This window comes from Streptomyces sp. Ag109_O5-1 (assembly GCF_003814875.1).
Taxonomy (GTDB): Bacteria; Actinomycetota; Actinomycetes; order Streptomycetales; family Streptomycetaceae; genus Streptomyces; species Streptomyces sasae.
Genome location: NZ_RKQF01000001.1, coordinates 1,104,066 through 1,119,401 on the forward strand (window position 1 = coordinate 1,104,066; position 15,336 = coordinate 1,119,401).

At 69.2% G+C, this 15,336-nt stretch carries 14 protein-coding genes; 8 read left to right on the top strand and 6 right to left on the bottom strand.

The features are described 5' to 3' along the window. Positions 1–9 precede the first annotated feature (9 nt). Positions 10–1,041, bottom strand: coding sequence for a LacI family DNA-binding transcriptional regulator (locus EDD90_RS05055; protein ID WP_123971945.1), 1,032 nt, complete (start codon positions 1,039–1,041; stop codon positions 10–12). Between the two features lie 158 nt (positions 1,042–1,199). On the opposite strand from EDD90_RS05055, the gene EDD90_RS05060 reads away from it, so the two are divergent. Beyond that, the gene (locus tag EDD90_RS05060; RefSeq protein WP_123971946.1) at positions 1,200–2,366 is read left to right on the top strand and encodes a phytanoyl-CoA dioxygenase family protein; all 1,167 of its coding nucleotides are present in this window, start codon (positions 1,200–1,202) and stop codon (positions 2,364–2,366) included. Positions 2,367–2,503: 137 nt separating this feature from the next. After that, the gene (locus EDD90_RS05065; protein ID WP_123971947.1) at positions 2,504–3,508 is read left to right on the top strand and encodes a Gfo/Idh/MocA family oxidoreductase; all 1,005 of its coding nucleotides are present in this window, start codon (positions 2,504–2,506) and stop codon (positions 3,506–3,508) included. A 176-nt stretch (positions 3,509–3,684) separates the two neighbouring features. Here EDD90_RS05065 and EDD90_RS55110 read toward each other — a convergent pair whose 3' ends face one another. The 5 genes from EDD90_RS55110 to EDD90_RS05085 form a co-directional block, all read right to left on the bottom strand. Further along, entirely contained in the window at positions 3,685–3,858 is a 174-nt protein-coding gene (locus EDD90_RS55110; protein WP_185148937.1) for a hypothetical protein, read from the bottom strand. Positions 3,859–3,989: 131 nt separating this feature from the next. Beyond that, positions 3,990–4,892 (bottom strand): sugar phosphate isomerase/epimerase, encoded by a 903-nt coding sequence (locus EDD90_RS05070; protein ID WP_123971948.1) that lies wholly within the window; start codon positions 4,890–4,892, stop codon positions 3,990–3,992. A 3-nt stretch (positions 4,893–4,895) separates the two neighbouring features. Then, positions 4,896–5,807, bottom strand: coding sequence for an ATP-binding cassette domain-containing protein (locus EDD90_RS05075; protein WP_123971949.1), 912 nt, complete (start codon positions 5,805–5,807; stop codon positions 4,896–4,898). 4 nt (positions 5,808–5,811) lie between these two features. Then, positions 5,812–6,882: an ABC transporter permease gene (locus EDD90_RS05080; RefSeq protein ID WP_394365468.1), complete on the bottom strand. Its 1,071-nt coding sequence runs from the start codon at positions 6,880–6,882 to the stop codon at positions 5,812–5,814. Between the two features lie 5 nt (positions 6,883–6,887). After that, entirely contained in the window at positions 6,888–7,907 is a 1,020-nt protein-coding gene (locus EDD90_RS05085) for a sugar ABC transporter substrate-binding protein (RefSeq protein ID WP_123971950.1), read from the bottom strand. Between the two features lie 250 nt (positions 7,908–8,157). On the opposite strand from EDD90_RS05085, the gene iolB reads away from it, so the two are divergent. From iolB to EDD90_RS05115, 6 genes are all read left to right on the top strand, one after another. Continuing rightward, positions 8,158–9,075, top strand: a complete 918-nt coding sequence (gene iolB, locus EDD90_RS05090; protein ID WP_123971951.1) for a 5-deoxy-glucuronate isomerase — start codon at positions 8,158–8,160, stop codon at positions 9,073–9,075. Between the two features lie 8 nt (positions 9,076–9,083). Next, entirely contained in the window at positions 9,084–10,955 is a 1,872-nt protein-coding gene (gene iolD / locus EDD90_RS05095) for a 3D-(3,5/4)-trihydroxycyclohexane-1,2-dione acylhydrolase (decyclizing) (protein WP_123971952.1), read from the top strand. Between the two features lie 39 nt (positions 10,956–10,994). After that, entirely contained in the window at positions 10,995–11,780 is a 786-nt protein-coding gene (locus tag EDD90_RS05100; RefSeq protein ID WP_123971953.1) for a GntR family transcriptional regulator, read from the top strand. Positions 11,781–12,101: 321 nt separating this feature from the next. Beyond that, a complete protein-coding gene (locus tag EDD90_RS05105; protein ID WP_123971954.1) occupies positions 12,102–13,415 on the top strand; it encodes an ABC transporter substrate-binding protein in 1,314 nt (437 codons plus the stop codon). An 8-nt stretch (positions 13,416–13,423) separates the two neighbouring features. Next, the gene (locus EDD90_RS05110; protein ID WP_123971955.1) at positions 13,424–14,404 is read left to right on the top strand and encodes a carbohydrate ABC transporter permease; all 981 of its coding nucleotides are present in this window, start codon (positions 13,424–13,426) and stop codon (positions 14,402–14,404) included. Further along, positions 14,401–15,288 (top strand): carbohydrate ABC transporter permease, encoded by an 888-nt coding sequence (locus tag EDD90_RS05115; protein ID WP_123971956.1) that lies wholly within the window; start codon positions 14,401–14,403, stop codon positions 15,286–15,288. The genes EDD90_RS05110 and EDD90_RS05115 overlap by 4 nt, the downstream gene beginning before the upstream one ends. Positions 15,289–15,336 lie beyond the last annotated feature (48 nt).

Below are 15,336 nucleotides of genomic sequence, written 5' to 3' on the forward strand. Positions count from 1 at the left end.
GGGCCCGGCTCAGCGCACCGTCGAGGTGGGCATGTTGTACGGCGTGACCACCTGGATCGCCGACGGCAGGGTCGGTCCCGCCGGGGGCAGCGCACCCTGGGCGCGCATCACCAGGTGGCAGGCCTCGCGCATGTCCTGGCGCAGGTCGTGGTGGAGGACGGCGGACAGGCGGTGCTCGCGCAGCAGGCGGGTGTTGTCGTGGTCGAGGTCGTGGGCGATGAAGACCGCGCACTCCCGGCCCAGTTCGGCGAAGGCGCGCAGGGTCGCGATGTTGCCGCCGCCGATCGAGTAGACGGCGCGGATCTCCGGATCGCGTTCGAGGGCGGCGCGGACCAGGTCGTACTGGGTGGCGTCCAGGCCCTGCCCTTCCGTGATCTCGACCAGGGTGCGCTCGGGATGGGTGGCCCGCATGACGCTGCGGAAGCCCATCTCGCGCTCCTCCTCGTTGCGGAAGAAGCCGCTGCTCAGGCTGGTGAGGACATTGCCGGGCCGGTCGCCGAGCCACTGCCCCATCAGATAGGCCGCGGTGGCGCCGGTGGCGCGGTTGTCGCTGCCGACATAGGCAAGCCGGCCGCTCGCGGGCAGGTCGGTGACCAGGGTGACGACCGGGATCTCCGCCGAGCGCAGGCGCCCGACGGCGGCGGTGACCTCGGGCACGTCCGGCGCCTTGAGGATCACCCCTTGCGAGCCCCGGCGGGCTATCCGGTCCAGCGTCCGCACCAGTTCCTCCACCGGCCCGGTCTCCCGGAAGTGGAACCGGGAGCGGACCACGGCCGGATGCAGCGACGGCAGCTCGGCCTCCAGCGCGCCGCGCACGGCCGTGGTGAACCGCTCCGGCGCCTGCATCACGATGTCGACCATGAAGGTGCGGCCCACCAGCCGAACCTGGGTGCGCTGCCGGTCCAGATCGGCGATCGCCTGCCGCACCTCCCGCTCGGTGCTCTCCCGCACCCCGCCCCGGCCGTTCAGCACGCGGTCCACGGTGGCCTCGCTCAGCCCTGCCTGACGTGCGATTTCACGGATCGGGAAGGGATGGCCCACAGCCTGGCTCCTTGAGGGGTTTTTGATGGACTGCTGCTGGTTGTTCGAGGGGTTTGTACTGACAAGAATGACAGAGCCGTGCCGCACCCGTGACGGCGACCGTGCCCCCGACCGCGACCGCGACGGGGATCGCGACCGCGACCGAAAGAAGGACGCCGATGTCCCTCGCAGCCGAACAGGGCCGCCCCTGGCTGTCGCCGCAGGACTGCGACCTCGACACCTTCCGTGCGCTGGTCGAGCGGACCACCGACCCGGGCGCCTACCCGTACGCCTCGGCGGTCGAGGGCAACGTCCTCGTCTACGACAGTGAGCGGCTGCGCATCACCGACGCGCCCCACGAGGTGCGGACCGAACTCGTGCGCGCCCTGACCGACGGCCCCGGTGTGGTCGTCTTCAGGGGCGCGTTCCCCGACCCGAAGGTGGTCGACCGGGCCACGGCGGTGTTCGGGGCGCTGATCTCGGAGCAGAACGAGTCGGGCGCCGGGGCGGGCGACCACTTCGCGAAGCCGGGTGCCAACGAACGGGTGTGGAACGCCCTGGAGAAGGCCGCGCTCTACGACCCCGAGGCGTTCGCCGACTACTACGCCAACGACATCGTGGCCCTGGTCTCCCATGCCTGGCTGGGCCCCGGCTACCAGATCACCTCGCAGATCAACGTGGTCAACCCGGGCGGCGCCGCCCAGCTCCCGCACCGCGACTACCACCTCGGCTTCCTCTCCGACGAGACCGCCGCGGCCTACCCGGCGCATGTGCACCGCCTCTCCCCCGTGCTCACCCTGCAGGGCGCGGTCGCCCACTGCGACATGCCGGTGGAGTCGGGGCCGACCATGTACCTGCCGTACTCGCAGACCTACGAGCCGGGCTATCTGGCCTGGCGGCGGCCGGAGTTCCGGGACTACTTCAAGGCCAACCATGTGCAGGTGCCGCTGGCGAAGGGCGACGCGGTGTTCTTCAACCCCGCGGTGTTCCACGCGGCCGGCACCAACCGGACCCTCGACGTGCGCCGGATGGCCAACCTGCTCCAGGTGTCCTCGGCCTTCGGGCGGGCCATGGAGAGCGTGGATCGGGAGGCGGTGGCCAACGCCGTCTACCCGGTGCTGCGCCGGCGCCGCTCGGAGGGGGCGTCCGAGGCGTGGCTGGAGCATGTCATCGCCGCGAGCGCGGAGGGCTACCCGTTCCCGACCAACCTCGACAGCGATCCGCCGGTCGACGGCATGGCCCCGCCCTCGCAGGCGGACCTCGTACGGCGGGCGCTGCGCGAGGGCCTGTTGCCGCGGGTGCTGCGGGACGAACTGCGGGCCGCCGCCGCCCGGCGCGAGAGCTGAGAAAAGACGTCGCGGTGCCGTTCTTCGCGATGCGTACGGCGGTCGCCGACGTGGTCGCACCCAAGCGGCCGTAGCCGCATATCGACACAGCCCCGCGCCCCCGACGGGGTGCATTCACATCAAGGAGTAACACGCCCATGCGTATTGGAATCCTCGGTCTCGGCCGCATCGGTGCCTTTCACGCCGAGACCCTCTCCGGGCTCGACACCGTCGACTCGCTGGTCTTCACCGACCCGTTCGCGGATGCCGCCAAGGCCGCCGCCGAGAAGTTCGGCGCCGAGGTCGTGGACTCGCCGGAGGCGCTGCTCGCCGCCGGTGTGGACGGCATCGTCGTGGCCGCCGCGACCGACGCCCACCCCGCTCTGATCCTGGCCGGTGTCGAGGCCGGGATCCCCGTCTTCTGCGAGAAGCCCGTCGCCAAGCACATGAGTGACGGTGTCGAGGTCCTCAAGGCCGTCCAGGGCAAGGGCGTGCCGATCCAGATCGGCTACAACCGCCGCTTCGACGCGGGCTTCGTGGCCGCCCGGGCCGCGGTGCAGAGCGGCGAGCTGGGCAAGCTGCACACCGTGCGCTCCACCACCCTCGACCCGGCCCCGCCGCCGGCCGCCTACGTCGCCGTGTCCGGTGGCATCTTCCGGGACTGTTCCGTGCACGACTTCGACATCATCCGGTGGGTGACAGGCCGTGAGGTCACCGAGGTGTACGCGGTCGGCGGCAACCGGGGGGCCGACTACATCAAGGAGGCGGGCGACGCCGACACCACCGGCGCGATCCTCACCCTGGACGACGGCACCATCGCGGTGGTCTCCAACTCACGCCACAACGCGCGGGGTTACGACGTCCGCATGGAGATCCACGGCTTCCAGGACTCCATCGCCGTCGGCCTGGAGGACAAGCTCCCGCTGCGCTCGGTCGAGCCCGGTGTGACCTTCCCTGCGGGCACCCCGCACGACTTCTTCATGGACCGCTTCACCGCCGCCTACCGCGCCGAACTCACCGCGTTCACCGAGGTCGTCGCCGGTGACCGGCCCTCCCCCTGCACGGTCGAGGACGCCCTGGAGGCCGGCTGGATCGCCGAGGCCTGCACGCTGTCTCTGCACGAGCACCGTCCGGTGACGATCGCAGAGGTGCGCGGAGCCTGACACCGCGCACGGCGGCGGGGCGGGGCACCGGGACCGAGCACGCGGTCCGGGAGCACCGCCCCGTCGCCCTTTTCCTCATGGTTCAAGGGGGTGTGGCACGGACCTGCGGGCTCGGCCGTGCCCCGGAGGCTCAAAGGGCGTAGCACGGACCGCGAGCTCGCCCGGGTCCCGGTGTCTCAGAGGCCGTAGCGGACCGCGAACTCGTCCGGGTCGTAGGCGTCCCGGTCCGGGTCGTGCTGGATCGCCGGCCTGGTCTCGACCATGTCCTCAGGCCGTATCCGCTCGGGCAGCGCGCCGAAACGCTCCTTGCGCTGTACCGCCTCGGCCGCCGGCTCCTCGTGAGTGGTCATGTTCGCCTCCCCGTCGCAACGGACGTGATCGCTGGTACCCGGAGAACGCGCGCGCCCCGGCGGGTGTTCCCGACCCGCCGGGGCGCGCGGGACCGCGCGGATCTCTCCGCGCGGTCCCCGGGATGCGGCAGTCAGGCGCCGCAGGACCGCAGGAACTTCCGGGTGCGCACCGCGATGGGCAGCGGCCTGTCCGGCTCGCAGGGGTACATGTCCTGCTCGACGATCGCGAACAGGTCGACGCCCAGGTTCTGCGCCGCCTCCAGCACCGGTCCCAGCTCCGGTACGCCGGCGGGCGGTTCGCACATCACGCCCTGGGCCACGGCGGGCCCGAACGGGGTGCCCTTGGCCTGGACGTCGGCCAGGATCGCCGGGTCCACCTGCTTGAGGTGGAGGTAGCCGATCCGCTCGCCGTAGGTCTCGATCAGCTTGACGCTGTCGCCGCCGCAGTAGGCGTAGTGGCCGGTGTCCAGGCAGAGGTTGACCAGGTCCGAGTCGGTCGAGTCGAGGAAGTGCTCGACGTGCTCCTCGGTGTCGATGTGGGTGTCGGCGTGCGGGTGGACGACGATGTCCAGGCCGTACGTCTCCTTCACCTCGTGGCCGAGCCGCTCCATGCCCTTGGTGAGGTGGGCCCACTGTTCGCCGGTCAGCTCCGGCGACTCCAGGATCTCGGCGGTCTTGTCGTCGCGCCAGAAGGAGGGGATGACGACCAGGTGCTTGGCGCCCGTCGCCTGGGTGAGCGCGGCGACCTGGCTGACGTGCTCCCAGGTGGACTCCCAGACGGCGGGGCCGCGGTGCAGGCCCGTGAAGACCGTGCCGGCCGAGACCTTGAGGTCGCGCTTGGCGATCTCGTCGGTCAGACGGGCCGGGTCACTGGGGAGGTAGCCGTAGGGGCCGAGTTCGATCCAGGAGTAGCCGGCCTCGGCGACCTCGTCGAGGAAGCGTTCCCAGGGGACCTGCTGGGGGTCGTCGGGGAACCAGACGCCCCAGGAGTCGGGGGCCGAGCCGACCCGGATGCGGTCGAGCGGGTTCGCCATGGGTCAGGACTTCCCTTCCGGAGCGGTCGCGACGGGTGCGGTGAGGTCGTCCTCCTCGGGAAGCTCCTCGGTGTCGACACCGCGGACCTGCGCCAGTTCGTGCTTGAGCGCGGCGAGTTCGGCGCCGCCCGCCATGTGGTTGGTGAGCTCTTCGAGGCCGACCTCGCTGCGGTCGGCGCTCAGTTCGAGGGTGCCGAGGCGCAGCACGCTGAAGTGGTCGCCGACCATGTAGGCGTGGTGCGGGTTGTGGGTGATGAAGATGACGCCGAGGCCGCGATCGCGGGCCGCGGCCACGTACTTCAGCACCACACCGGACTGCTTCACCCCCAGGGCGGCGGTGGGCTCGTCCAGGATCAGGACGCGGGCCCCGAAGTAGACGGCGCGGGCGATCGCCACGCACTGGCGCTGACCGCCCGAGAGGGTGCCGATGGGCCGCTCGAGATCGTCCAGGATGATGCCCATGTTGCGCAGTTCGCGGTCGGCGGTCTCCTTCATCTTGGCGATGTCGAGACGGCGGACGGGCCAGGGGCCCTTGGTCATCTCGGAGCCGAGGAAGAAGTTGCGCCACACCGGCATCAGGGGGACGGTGGCGAGGTCCTGGTAGACGGTGGCGATGCCTTTGTCGAGGGCGTCGCGGGGGCTGGAGAAGCGAACCGGGTCGCCGTCGACGAGGAGGTCGCCCTCGGTGTGCTGGTGCAGCCCCGAGATGATCTTGATCAGGGTGGACTTGCCGGCGCCGTTGTCGCCGAGTACACAGGTCACGTGGCTGGGGAAGACCTTGAGGTCGACGCCGTGCAGGGCCCGGACGTTGCCGTACGACTTGCCCGTACCGCGCAGCTCGACGATCGCGCCGCCGTCGTTGGGCGCCTTGTCCTGGAGGATGGCACCGTGTGTTCCGTTCGCGTTGTCTGTCATCGGGTCACCTCCTGGTCGCAGTGCGCTGGACCCACAGATTGATGAGGACGGCGCCGAGGAGCATGACGCCGAGGAAGGCCTTGAACCAGTCGGGGTTCCAGCCCGCGTACACGATGCCCTGCTGCACCATGCCGAACATGAAGGCACCGAAGACCGGGCCGATCGCCGAGCCGGCACCACCGGTCAGGAGGCAGCCGCCGATGACCGCGGCGGAGATGTAGATCAGCTCCTGGCCGACGCCCTCGCCGGACTGCACGGTGTTGAAGGAGAACAACTGGTGCATGCCGACGAACCAGGCGCCGAAACCGACCAGCATGAACAGCGAGATCTTGGTGAAGTTCACCGGGACACCGACCGCACGGGCGCTGTCCTTGTTGCCGCCCACCGCGAAGATCCAGTTGCCGTACTTGGTGCGCAGCAGGACCCAGGTGGCGATCGCCGCGAAGACCAGCCACCAGATGATGGTGATCTTCACATCGACGCCGCCGATGGTGAAGGTCGAGGCGAAGATGTCCTTGACCTGGTTGAAGCCGTCCATGTTGCTGATGTCGTCGGTGGCGACGTTGCCGGTGACCAGCTTGGTCACCGCGAGGTTGACGCCCTGGAGGATCAGGAAGCTGCCCAGGGTGATCAGGAAGCTGGGCAGTCCGGTCTTGACCACCAGCCAGCCGTTGAGGAACCCGATGGCGAGCGACACCACGAGCGCGGCGATCACGCCCACCCACACGTTCATGGACAGCTGGTAGGCAAGCATGCTCGCGGTCAGCGCCGAGGTGATCACCGCGACACCGGCCGACAGGTCGAACTCCCCGCCGATCATCAGCAGGGCGACCGGAATGGCCATGATGCCGATGGTCGACGACTGGTAGAGGACGTTCGCCATCGAGCTGGCCTCGCGCACCGGCGGCGCGGCGACCAGGAAGAAGACGTACACGGCGACGGCACCGAGGAAGACGCCCACCTCGGGGCGGGCGAGCAGCCGCAGTGCGAGGGGCCGCTGCGCGGTGCGGCCGTCCTTCTCCTTCGGGCCGGGAGCCGGCGGTGTCGCCACCGCCGACTGTGCCTGCTGACTCATGTCGATCACCGAGTGCCCTTCGCGGCGAACTGCGCGACCTTGTCGACGTTGGACTTGTCGACGAAGGCCGGACCGGTCAGGACCGGCTGCTCACCGCCGCCCATGTAGTTGCCGTTGTTCTTGTAGAGCCACAGCGAGTCGACGGCCAGGTAGCCCTGCAGATAGGGCTGCTGGTCCACGGCGAACTCGATGGTCCCCTTGCTGATGGCGCCGGTCAGGTCCTTGTTCAGGTCGAAGGTGGCGATCTTCGCCTTGCTGCCCGCGTCGGACACCGACTGGACCGCGATCAGCGCGATCGGGGCGCCGAGCGTGACCACATGGTCGATGGCGCTGTCCTGCTTGAGCTTGGCGGTGATCGTGGACTTGACCGAAGGGGCGTCCGTACCGTTGACGTACAGGGTCTCCGTCGTTCCCGAGAACGTCTTCTTCACCCCGTCGCACCGCTGCGTGAGGCCCACGTTGCCCTGCTCCTGGATGACACAGACGACCTTCTTGGCGCCCTCCGTGTTCAGCCGGTTGCCGAGCGCCTCGCCCGCCACCGTCTCGTCCTGGCCGAAGAACTCCATGAGGCCGAGCTTCTTCCAGTCGCTCACACCGGAGTTGAGCCCGACGACGGGGATGTTGGCAGCGGTCGCCTTGCCGATGACGTCCTTGAGCGCGTCGGGCTTGGCGAGGGTGACGGCGATCCCGTCGACCTTCTGGTCGATCGCGTTCTGCACCAGGTTGGCCTGGTTGGCGGCGCTGGGGTCGGCGGAGTAGACGAGCTTGATGTTGTCCTTGGCCGCGGCGGCCTCGGCACCCTTGCGGACGATGTCCCAGAAGGTGTCACCGGGCGACTGGTGGGTGACCAGCGCGACCGTCATCCGGGGGGTGCTCGCCTTGCCCGCGGAGGCCGCCGCACCGCCTTCCTCGGACTTCTTTCCTCCGGAGCTGCTGGAGCAGCCGGCGAGGGTCAGGGCGGCCGCCGCGGCCACGGCCACGAAGGGGGCCAGTTTCCGCGAACGGTTAAGGGATGAGCGGTCCATCGTTCCTGCACCTCACTGTGCGACGGGAGGAAAAGTGGGATCACGGGGATCCGTGGACCCGGGCCGGAAAGGGCCGGTCCGGATCGATGCTGTGCGCTGGGACGGGATACAAGTCCCTGCGCGGCCCGCTGTCAATACTTTGTTAAGACATCATTTCACATTCAGGTCCGAATGTAAGTACAAACCATTGACAGCGCGACCTGCCCCGATCTACACCTGAGGGGCATCAGCCCACCTCAAGGAGGCTCGCATGACCGAGTCGGAAGCACGCGCCTTCGACGTCGTCGCGACGGGCCGTACCGCAGGCGTTTCCTACCCGCTCCCGCCGGGCGTACCCCTGGCGCGCGCGAAGGGCTGGGGCTTCTCGGCCCTGCGGGTCCTCGAACTGGCGCCGGGCGGCTCGCACACCTTCGCCACCGGCGAGAGCGAGTGGCTCGTCCTGCCGCTGGCCGGCGGCTGCACGGTGGCCAGCGCCGACGAGTTCGGCCGCGACACCTTCCGACTGCACGGCAGGGACAGCGTCTTCGCCGCGGTCAGCGACTTCGCGTACGTTCCGCGCGACGGCCGTACGACGGTCACCTCGCCCGACGGCGGCCGGTTCGCGCTCTGCGGGGCGCGCCGCGCCCGCCGGCTGCCCGCCCGCTACGGGACGGCCGCCTCGGTGCCGGTGGAGCTGCGCGGGAGGGGCGCCTGCTCCCGTCAGGTCAACGGCTTCGGCGCGGCGGACGGTTTCGGCTGCGACCGGCTGATCGCGGTGGAGGTGCTGACGCCGGGCGGCAACTGGTCGTCGTTCCCGCCGCACAAGCACGACGAGTACCGTCCCGGGGCGGAGTCGGCCCTGGAGGAGATCTACTATTTCGAGTTCACGGACCACGAGGGCGGCCCCGGCCTGGGGTACCACAGGGTCTCGCCGTCCGGCCGGGGCAGGAACACCGACGCGCTGGCCGAGGTCCGCGACGGCGACGTGGTCCTGGTCCCGGACGGCTGGCACGGCCCGTCGATCGCGGCCCCGAACCACCACATGTACTGCCTGAACGTCATGGCGGGACCGGACCCCGAACGGGTCCGGCGGATCAGCGACCACCCGGACCACGCCCGGATCCGCGCGACCTGGCCCGAGCAGCCGGTCGACCCGCGCCTGCCCCTTTACACCACCCCGTCCGAATGAGGTCCCGCATGAGCCAGCCGACCACCCGCCTGACCGTCGCCCAGGCACTGGTGCGGTTTCTGTCCGCCCAGTACACCGAGCGCGACGGCGTCCGGCACCGGCTGATCGCCGGCACCTGGGGCATCTTCGGCCACGGGAACGTCGCCGGGATCGGCCAGGCGCTCCTGGAGTACGGCGACGTCATGCCGTACCACCAGGGGCGCAACGAGCAGTCGATGGTGCACGCGGCGGTCGGCCACGCCCGCCAGCTGGACCGGCTCTCGGCGCAGGCGGTGACCACCTCCATCGGCCCGGGCGCCACCAACCTGGTGACCGGCGCGGCCCTGGCCACCATCAACCGGCTGCCGGTCCTCCTCCTGCCCGGCGACTACTTCGCGAGCCACGCGCCCGACCCGCTGCTGCAGCAGCTGGAGCACCCGACCGAGTTCGACGTCTCGGTCAACGACACCCTGCGCCCGGTCTCCCGTTACTTCGACCGGATCACCCGCCCCGAGGCGCTGATCCCGTCCGCGCTGAACGCCATGCGGGTCCTGGCCGACCCGGCAGAGACCGGCGCGGTCACCCTGGCCCTCCCCCAGGACGTCCAGGCGGAGGCGTACGACTGGCCGGAGGAGTTCTTCGCCGAACGCGTCTGGCGGGTACGGCGGCCCGCCCCCGACCCGGTGGAGCTGGCGGACGCCGTACGCGCCGTGAAGGCCGCTCAGCGGCCGTTGATCGTCGCGGGCGGCGGAGTCCACCACAGCCGCGCGGAAGGCGCCCTGAGGGCCCTTGTGGAGGCCACGGGCATCCCCGTCGCCTCGACCCAGGCGGGCAAGGGCTCGCTGCGCCACGACCACCCCGCCGACCTGGGCGGGATCGGGCACACCGGGACGGCCGTCGCCGACGACCTGGCCCGCACCGCCGACCTGGTCATCGGCGTCGGCACCCGGTACACGGACTTCACCACGGCCTCCGGGACCCTCTTCCAGAACCCGGACGTCCGCTTCCTCAACGTGAACATCACCGGCTTCGACGCCCACAAGCAGGCCGCGAGCACGGTGGTGGCGGACGCGCGGACGGCTCTGGAGACGCTTGCGGAGGCGCTCGCCGGGCACCGCGTGGCCGCGGCCTACGAGGCCGAGTACCGGGCCGGCAAGGAGCGTTGGGAGGCGGTCGTCGAGGCCGCCTACCGCGCGGACGACGAGGACGCCGTACCGACCCAGACGCAGGTGCTCGGCGCCCTGGACGCGGTGGTCGGCGATGACGACGTTGTCATCAACGCGGCCGGCTCGCTCCCGGGCGACCTGCACAAGCTCTGGCGGGCCCGCTCGCCGCGCCAGTACCACCTGGAGTACGGCTACTCCTGCATGGGCTACGAGATCCCGGCCGGCATCGGCGTCCAGCAGGCGGCCCCGGACGTGGCGGTCTGGTCGCTGGTCGGCGACGGCACCTATCTGATGATGCCGACCGAGATCGTCACGGCCGTCCAGGAGGGCCTGCCCGTCAACCTGGTCCTGATCCAGAACCACGGCTACGCCTCCATCGGCGGCCTCTCCGAGACGGTCGGCGGCGAGCGGTTCGGCACCGCCTACCGCTACCGCTCCGCCGACGGCACCTTCAGCGGGGCGCCGCTGCCGGTCGACCTCGCCGCCAACGCGGCGAGCCTCGGCATGGAGGTGCTGCGTGCCAAGACCGTGCGCGAGCTGCGCGAGGCCCTCTCCGCGGCCCGCGCGAGCGACCGGCCGACCTGTGTGTACGTGGAGACGGACCCGGCGCCCACCGCTCCCCCGGCCGAGGCCTGGTGGGACGTGCCGGTCGCCGAGACCGCCTCCCGCGAGGCCGCCGTGCACGCCCGCGAGGACTACGACCGGCAGCTCGCCGGGCGCCGTCGCCATCTCTGACCCCCCACGAACCCCCGACCCCCGGAAGGAGGTGTCCCGGTGGCCCGAACCGGTGATTCCGCCCGCGCCGCGACCGTCTCGGCGCTCGACACCCTGGACTTCGCCCTGGACCGCGGCAGTCCGGTACCGCTCTACTACCAGCTCGCCCAGCAGCTGGAGGAGGCCATTGAGCACGGTGTGCTCGCCCCCGGGAACCTCCTCGGCAACGAGATCGACCTGTCGGTGCGGCTCGGCCTGTCCCGGCCCACGGTCCGCCAGGCCATCCAGTCCCTCGTCGACAAGGGGCTGTTGGTGCGCCGCCGGGGCGTGGGCACCCAGGTGGTGCACAGCCAGGTCAAGCGCCCGCTGGAACTGAGCAGCCTCTACGACGACCTGGAGTCGGCCGGACAGGGGCCGACCACCGAGGTGCTGCGCAACGAACGGATCCCTGCGAGCGCCGAGGTGGCCGCCGCCCTGGGCATCGCGGAGGGCGCGGAGGTGGTCGTCCTGGAACGGCTGCGCAGCACTCATGGCCAGCCGGTGGCGTTCCTGTGCAACTACCTGCCCGCCGCCCTGCTGGAACTCGACACGGAACGCCTGGAGTCGACCGGCCTGTACCGGATGATGCGCACGGCCGGCATCACCCTGCACAGCGCCCGGCAGACCGTGGGCGCCCGCAGCGCCACCGCCGCGGAGGCCGGGCGGCTGGACGAGAAGGAGGGCGCCGCCCTGCTCACCATGCAACGGACGGCCTACGACGACACCGGGCGGCCGGTGGAGTACGGCAGCCATGTCTACCGGGCGTCGCGGTACGCCTTCGACTTCCAGCTGCTGGTCCGGGGGTAGCGAACGGCCCGTGCCGGTGCGGTCGCTGCGGGTTTAGCCGCTGGTCCCGACCACGAAACCAACACGCCCGCACACGAGCCCCCACGGAGTTTGTCCCGCGGAGGCTCCGTCGTCCCGCTTTGTTCAACAAACCGGCAGGCAACCATGTCGATTACGTTTCGGGCAAGAGACGGGCGAGAGAGACGCAGGCTATTGACGCATGAGCGGACAAGCGGCTGTTATTGCGCCCACGATGTTCGGCCGAGTTGGTTTCTGATCGGTTTCGGGACCTTTCGAAGATCAACTCTTCCCCTTGCCGAACCCTGTTACTCAGGAGCCGCCATGCGCATCTCCCCGTCCGGTCTTCACCTGCCGGGTCCGAGCCGCCGTAACGTCCTGCGCGGGGCCGGTTCGGCCGCCCTCCTCGCCGGTGCCGGCATACCCCTGCTCTCCGCCTGCGGCAGCAGCGGGTCCTCCTCCGACCCGAAGACCGTCAGCCTCGGCTCCAACTCGTCCGACGCCGTGCCGAAGAAGGCCTTCGCGGAGATCTACGCGGCCTTCACCAAGCAGTCCGGCATCAAGGTCGACGTGAACACGAAGGACCACAACACCTTCCAGGAGCAGATCAACTCCTACCTGCAGGGCACGCCGGACGACGTGTTCACCTGGTTCGCCGGCTACCGCATGCAGTTCTTCGCGGCCAAGAACCTGGCCTCGCCGATCGACGACGTGTGGGCGAAGATCGGGGACAACTTCCCCGACGCGATGAAGCAGCTCAGCAAGGGCGAGGACGGCAAGTACTACTTCGTCCCGCTGTACACGTACCCGTGGGCGATCTTCTACCGCAAGAGCGTCTTCCAGGCCAAGGGCTACGAAGTCCCCACCACCTGGGACGCGTTCGTCACCCTGTGCAAGAAGATGAAGAGCGACGGCCTGGTCCCGATCGCGTTCGGCGACAAGGACGCCTGGCCGGCGATGGGCACCTTCGACCAGATCAACTTCCGCCTCAACGGCTACGACTTCCACAAGTCCCTGATGGCGGGCAAGGAGGCGTGGACCGACCCCAAGGTCAAGGCCGTCTTCGACCACTGGGCCGAGATCCTCCCCTACCACCAGGACGGCTTCATGGGCCGCACCTGGCAGGACGCCGCCCAGACCCTGGTGTCCAAGAAGGCCGGCATGTACGTCCTCGGCTCCTTCGTGGCCCAGCAGTTCACCAACAAGGCCGACCTGGACGACCTCGACTTCTTCGCCTTCCCGGAGATCAACTCCGCGTTCGGGCAGGACACCGTCGAGGCCCCCACCGACGGCTTCATGGTCAGCAAGTCCCCGAAGAACCACGACGGTGTTCTGAAGCTGATGGAGTACCTCGGCACCCCCGAGGCCGAGTCGATCTACCTCAAGGCCGACTCCAGCGTGGTAGCCGCCTCCAGCAAGGCCGACACCTCGTCGTACACTGCGCTGCAGAAGAAGGCGTACACGATGATCAGCGGCGCCAAGAACCTCACCCAGTTCATGGACCGCGACTCCCGCCCGGACTTCACCTCCACGGTGATGCAGCCCGGACTGCAGAAGTTCCTGCAGGACCCCAAGGGGATCGACAACCTGCTCTCGTCCATCGAGCGGCAGAAGAAGACCATCTTCGCCTCCCAGTGAGCTGCTGAATGACCACCGACACCCCCACGAAGTCCCAGGAGGCGGCCGCCGTGCCGCCTCCTGGGCGCGCGTCCGAAAAGAAGCGGATCCAGCAGGGGCACAAGCGCCTGCTGACCCGCCGTGACCGGATCACGCTCGCCTTCATGGCGGGCGTGCCGACGATCCTGCATGTAGTCCTGGTCTGGGTGACCGCCCTGGCCTCTATCCTCCTCGCCTTCACCTCCTGGGACGGCATCGGCTTCGACTCCATCAAGTGGGTCGGGTTCGACAACTTCCATCAGCTCTTCACCGACAACCCGCAGTTCTGGCCGGCCGTCCAGCACAACGTCATCTGGTTCGTCGTCCTCATCCTGATCCCGACCCCGTTCGGCCTGTTCCTGGCCGTGCAGCTGGACAAGAAGATCCGGTTCAGCCGGGTCTACCAGACCGCGTTCTTCCTCCCGGTCGTCATCTCCCTGGCGTGTATCGGGTTCGTCTGGCAGCTGATCTACAACCCGGACACGGGCCTGATCAACAGCATCATCGGCGCCAACAAGCCGGGCCACTACATCGACTGGATCGGTGACCCGAAGCTCAACCTGTGGGCCGTGCTGATCGCCGCGTCCTGGCGGCACACCGGCTACATGATGATCCTGTACCTGGCCGGCCTGAAGAGCGTCGACCCGTCGCTGCGGGAGGCCTCGGCCCTCGACGGCGCCAACGAGTGGCAGACGTTCAAGAGCGTCATCTTCCCGACGCTGCGCCCGACCAACACGGTCGTCCTGGTCGTCACGATCATCGAGGCGCTGCGCGCGTTCGACCTCGTCTTCGTCTTCAACAAGGGCGCCCAGGGCACCGAGTTGCTCTCCATCCTGGTGACCAACAACATCATCGGCGAGTCCAGCCGCATCGGTTACGGCTCGGCCATCGCGGTGGTGCTGCTGTTCATCTCCCTGATCGTGATCATTCCCTACCTGATCGCGACCTTCCGGAAGGAGCGGCGCGCATGAGCACCGTGAGCGCGCTGGCCAAGCAGCGCACCCCGATCCGCCCGGCCCGCGTCCTGCTGCACGTGTTCCTGGCCGGTACGGCCCTGGCGTGGCTGGCCCCGCTGCTGTGGGCGATCTTCTCGGCCATGCGCCCGTACAGCGAGACCAGCGCGCGTGGCTACCTGTCCTGGCCGCACACGCTGAACTTCGACAACTTCAAGAACGCGTTCACGCAGTCGGACATGACGCACTACTTCGGCAACACGCTGATCATCGCGGTCCCGGCCGTGCTGCTCACGCTGTTCCTGTCGTCGATGGTCGCGTTCTACGTCAGCCGCTTCGACTTCCGGATCAACCTGTTCCTGCTGCTGGTGTTCACCGCGGGCAACCTGCTGCCGCAGCAGGTCATCATCACCCCGCTGTACCGGATGTACCTGCTGACGAACCTGCCGGGGATCACCGCGAGCGGCAAGCTGTACGACTCGGCGCTCGGCCTGGTGCTGATCCATGTGGCGTTCCAGTCCGGGTTCTGCGCGTTCGTGCTCAGCAACTACATGCGGTCGCTGCCGCACGAGCTGACCGAGGCCGCGCTGGTGGACGGTGCGTCGGTGTGGCGGCTGTACTGGCAGATCACGCTGCCGCTGTGCAAGCCGGCTATGGCGGCCCTGGCGACCCTGTTGTCGATCTGGATCTACAACGACTTCTTCTGGGCGCTGGTGCTGATCTCGACCGGTGAGAACATGCCGATCACCTCGGCGCTGAACAACCTCTCCGGCCAGTACTTCACCGACCCGAACCTGGTCGCCGCCGGTTCGCTGCTCACCGCGATCCCGACGCTGATCGTGTACTTCGTGCTCCAGAAGCAGTTCGTCAGCGGTCTGACCCTGGGCTCCGCGAAGGGCTGATCCGGCTCCACCCGGCCGGGTGCGCACGCACTCGGCCTCCCGTGAAAG